We start from the raw sequence: 3,350 nt of genomic DNA, 5'->3' as shown, positions 1-3,350 counted from the left end.
CTTTAAAGGAGTTGGCCGGATTTTAAAAAAGATAAATTTTTTATCAAGAGAGTACCCTAAAATAGTGAATTCGCTTTCATTGTTAGGGAGAAAAAAACTGCCCACAAATACTTGACTCAATCAAAACGGCAAAACATTTTGTTTTGCCGTTTTTAATGTTATATAATTAGTATCTCGATATATGTCGTAATCAAAAGGATAACGGTTAAAATATTGGTTGTTTGAAAAAAATTTTCCTGTTTATCATCTGGAACTTGTTTTACTTGACAAAAACGTTCCATTAATACATTCATATACATAATAAAAAGTACCGCAAGTACAAAATAGACAACAATCAAATATCTCCCTCCAATACGGAAATCCTTTGTCCGAACTAGATACCATTTTGTAAGTATTTTTGGCACTTATCATGGCATATCAAACTCGTTGCGTTTATGGTATTTGGTTTCATATACGAATGAAAAATTAGTAAGGAAATTTTTAGAGAAGCATAAAGATAGAATAGTATTTATAGATGTATTATAACATTCTTTTATATAAAACTATTAAAATTTTTAACAAATATGATATGAAATAACATAGATCCTACAATTGAAAAGGTCTAGTATAAAGATTTAGAGTTAATAGTAAAATGGGTAAAAATAGATAGAGAAGAAAGTACATTTAACGGGGCAGGAAAAAGTATTTAAGAGGGCGAATTAATGATGTAACGGAAACGGTGTTGTGGAAAGGGTGTAGGGGAATGATTGATGAATTATTGAAAAGGATCGAACGATTAGAGTACCATCAACAATTGTTGATTCAGTTAGTTGATCATACAAAAAAGACATTTACAAAGCTTATTATTCAAAAAAATCTTGGTCCCGAAGAAGTTGAGGAATTCCATAGATTATGTGAGTATTTGAACAAAAAAATGAAAGAACAAAAAGCGGAAGGATTTTTATATTTTCATCCGCTATTAAAAGAATTTTCAGAAAAGGTGAATAAGAAGCTTGATGTACATGAAACGATTGAATGTTGCTTAAATGAAGGATTACATCTTGAATTAATGCGAGAACTTATCAAGTATTTAGAAGATTAAACGACTTCTCTTTCTGTACTGTCTTTTTGTTTATTTTCTTGATTGGATTTTGTTAAATTAATTTTTTCTATATCCGTATACATTTTTTGGAAAATTCCCATAAAATCATCGCCATAAATATTACGGACCATCGCCATTAGTTCTAGGATATCTGGATATTTTCCGTAAATATCTTTTAAAGATGAAGCTCCTTGCAAAACGGTGTGGTTGGCCGGTTTAAAATCTCCTAATAAGTCGATAACTAGTTTTTCACCTTCTTCAGTTAGTTGAATATATGTGTTCCTTTTATCTTCCACTTTTTTAGAAAATGTTAAATATCCTCTTTCCTCTAATTTTTTTGAAAAATTAAAGGCCGTTGACACATGCATGACTCCAAATTTTGCAATATCTGATATTGATGCCCCATGTAGATGGTAAGCAATCCATAAAATATGATGTTCGTTAATGTTTAAATCATATGGTTTGATCCATTGTTGCCAATCTTTTTCAATAGCTTTCCACAACGCTTTTCCTAGCTGTGAAATTTTTTGTGTGAATAGAAGTGCCTCAAGTTTTGAATGATTCTCCATCTTATCACCTACTTTTTAAAATTTGTTATTTTTGAAAAATAAAAGAGTTTAACGATTTAAATATACTGAATATTGCAACATAAAAGGGTAAAATAATATAAATATGTTCCGGGAATATAGAGGATTTAAAACTTCACTTTATAATAATGAGAAATTCTACATTAAATAAAAAAAATCCTCTTTATTTTAGAAAAATTTTCTTCATTTTTATTATCTATAGTATCATAAATTTTAAAAAAAGAGTAAATAAATTTTTTCGAATACATATATGGTCATTTTAAAAGCTTTTTTAGAGTAAAAAACCTTCTAGATCTAAGTCCCTAATTGGGATTATAAGATCGTAGAAGGCAAGTTTTATATTAAAGAAGATAATTTTTTATTAAGCTACTTTAATCTTACTACGTTTAGCTATACTGGCTACAATAGGGTACATAATGACCATCGCTAAAGTATTCAGTGCAGCGGTTGGAAGGACAATAGCACCAAATAATGCTAGTAACGCATCTGAAAATTGAATTATTAATTTAGCTGAAACTAAAAACAATGTTCCTGAAATGATGGTACCTACTGCAGTTAAAACAGCAAAGACCATGTTTGTACGGTACTTTTTAATTAACAGAAGAAAAGCAAAGAAAATAATGGCGGTAAAGAATTTATCGATGATATTTGGAATTAATCCTCCAGGAACGGTTGTTGTTAGTCCAGATATAATTCCAGTAGCTAAACCTAAAAGAAGGGCATTTTTAAAGTTCGGAAATAAAATTAACGCTAAAAACATCATTAATAAACTAAAATCTGGTTTCATCCCACCTGCGCCTATGCCAGGGATGACAAAGTGTAAAGCTGCACCTATTCCAACAAATAAAGCCATAATGACAAGTTCTTTCGTTTTCATTACTCAACTCTCCTCATCTGATCTAATTCTAAATCTCATCTAACTCCTATTGTGTCCTCTGACCAATAGCGAGTAATTATAATATACCATATAAAAATCTTCTGAAAAAGAGAAAATTTTTATTTAAAGGCGTATTGTTATCCAGCTTGTAGAAAATGGAAAACAAAACGCCTTCTGCTGTTAAATGTTTTTATTTATCGTTTGTGCAATTTCTTGTAGCTGTTCTTGTGTGTAATCGTTATTATGGGTTTTCCAAACTGCACCAAATCCATCTCCTTTACCATAACGCGGAATGATGTGAAGATGGTAATGGAAGACAGTTTGGCCGGCTGCTTCACCATTATTGTTTAACAAATTCAAACCGATTGGATTATAAGCTTTTTTAACGGCATTTGTAATTTTAGGGATCACAGCAAAAAGTTTACCAGCAACATCTTCAGGTAATTCATAGACGTTAGCGTGGTGGGCTTTCGGAATAACTAACGTATGTCCTTTTGTTACTTGAGAAATATCAAGGAATGCGAAAACATCTTCATCTTCGTAAACTTTTGCGGAAGGAATTTCTCCATTAATGATTTTACAAAAAATGCAGTCGCTCATATTCCCCATCCTTTCCGTGAACGTGTTATGTTTCTACATATTTTAACATAAATTGGACAAAGATGGAAAAGGATGTTGTCATTTAGATTGAGTCAAGTATTTGTGGGCAGTTTTTTTCTCCCTAACAATGAAAGCGAATTCACTATTTTAGGGTACTCTCTTGATAAAAAATTTATCTTTTTTAAAATCCGGCCAACTCCTTTAA

5 protein-coding genes are annotated in these 3,350 nt (G+C 30.7%); 1 reads left to right on the top strand and 4 read right to left on the bottom strand.

All coding sequences use genetic code 11. The annotated features are described in order from the left end of the window. Nucleotides 1-158: 158 nt before the first annotated feature. Entirely contained in the window at nt 159-338 is a 180-nt protein-coding gene (locus OEV82_RS15915; RefSeq protein ID WP_263062423.1) for a hypothetical protein, read from the bottom strand. A gap of 404 nt (nt 339-742) precedes the next feature. Between OEV82_RS15915 and OEV82_RS15910 the strand changes: the two genes are divergently transcribed. Beyond that, entirely contained in the window at nt 743-1,081 is a 339-nt protein-coding gene (locus OEV82_RS15910; RefSeq protein WP_263062422.1) for a YhaI family protein, read from the top strand. Here OEV82_RS15910 and OEV82_RS15905 read toward each other — a convergent pair. From OEV82_RS15905 to OEV82_RS15895, 3 genes are all read right to left on the bottom strand, one after another. Next, nucleotides 1,078-1,650 (bottom strand): HTH-type transcriptional regulator Hpr, encoded by a 573-nt coding sequence (locus OEV82_RS15905; RefSeq protein ID WP_263062421.1) that lies wholly within the window; start codon nt 1,648-1,650, stop codon nt 1,078-1,080. The two genes, OEV82_RS15910 and OEV82_RS15905, sit on opposite strands and share 4 nt — an antisense overlap. 379 nt (nt 1,651-2,029) lie before the next feature. Then, the gene (locus OEV82_RS15900) at nt 2,030-2,545 is read right to left on the bottom strand and encodes a tryptophan transporter (protein ID WP_263062420.1); all 516 of its coding nucleotides are present in this window, start codon (nt 2,543-2,545) and stop codon (nt 2,030-2,032) included. Nucleotides 2,546-2,725: 180 nt separating this feature from the next. Continuing rightward, the gene (locus OEV82_RS15895) at nt 2,726-3,145 is read right to left on the bottom strand and encodes an HIT family protein (RefSeq protein ID WP_263062419.1); all 420 of its coding nucleotides are present in this window, start codon (nt 3,143-3,145) and stop codon (nt 2,726-2,728) included. Nucleotides 3,146-3,350 lie beyond the last annotated feature (205 nt).

It is taken from the genome of Pallidibacillus thermolactis (genome assembly GCF_025660415.1).
Classification (GTDB): Bacteria; Bacillota; Bacilli; order Bacillales; family Caldibacillaceae; genus Pallidibacillus; species Pallidibacillus thermolactis.
This window is presented reverse-complemented; position numbering and strand designations above follow the sequence as displayed.

Coding starts and splice junctions, on each gene's coding strand:
- OEV82_RS15905 (WP_263062421.1), bottom strand. CDS start 1,650: ATGGAGAATCATTCAAAACTTGAGGCACTTCTATTCACACAAAAAATT.
- OEV82_RS15895 (WP_263062419.1), bottom strand. CDS start 3,145: ATGAGCGACTGCATTTTTTGTAAAATCATTAATGGAGAAATTCCTTCC.
- OEV82_RS15910 (WP_263062422.1), top strand. CDS start 743: ATGATTGATGAATTATTGAAAAGGATCGAACGATTAGAGTACCATCAA.
- OEV82_RS15900 (WP_263062420.1), bottom strand. CDS start 2,545: ATGAAAACGAAAGAACTTGTCATTATGGCTTTATTTGTTGGAATAGGT.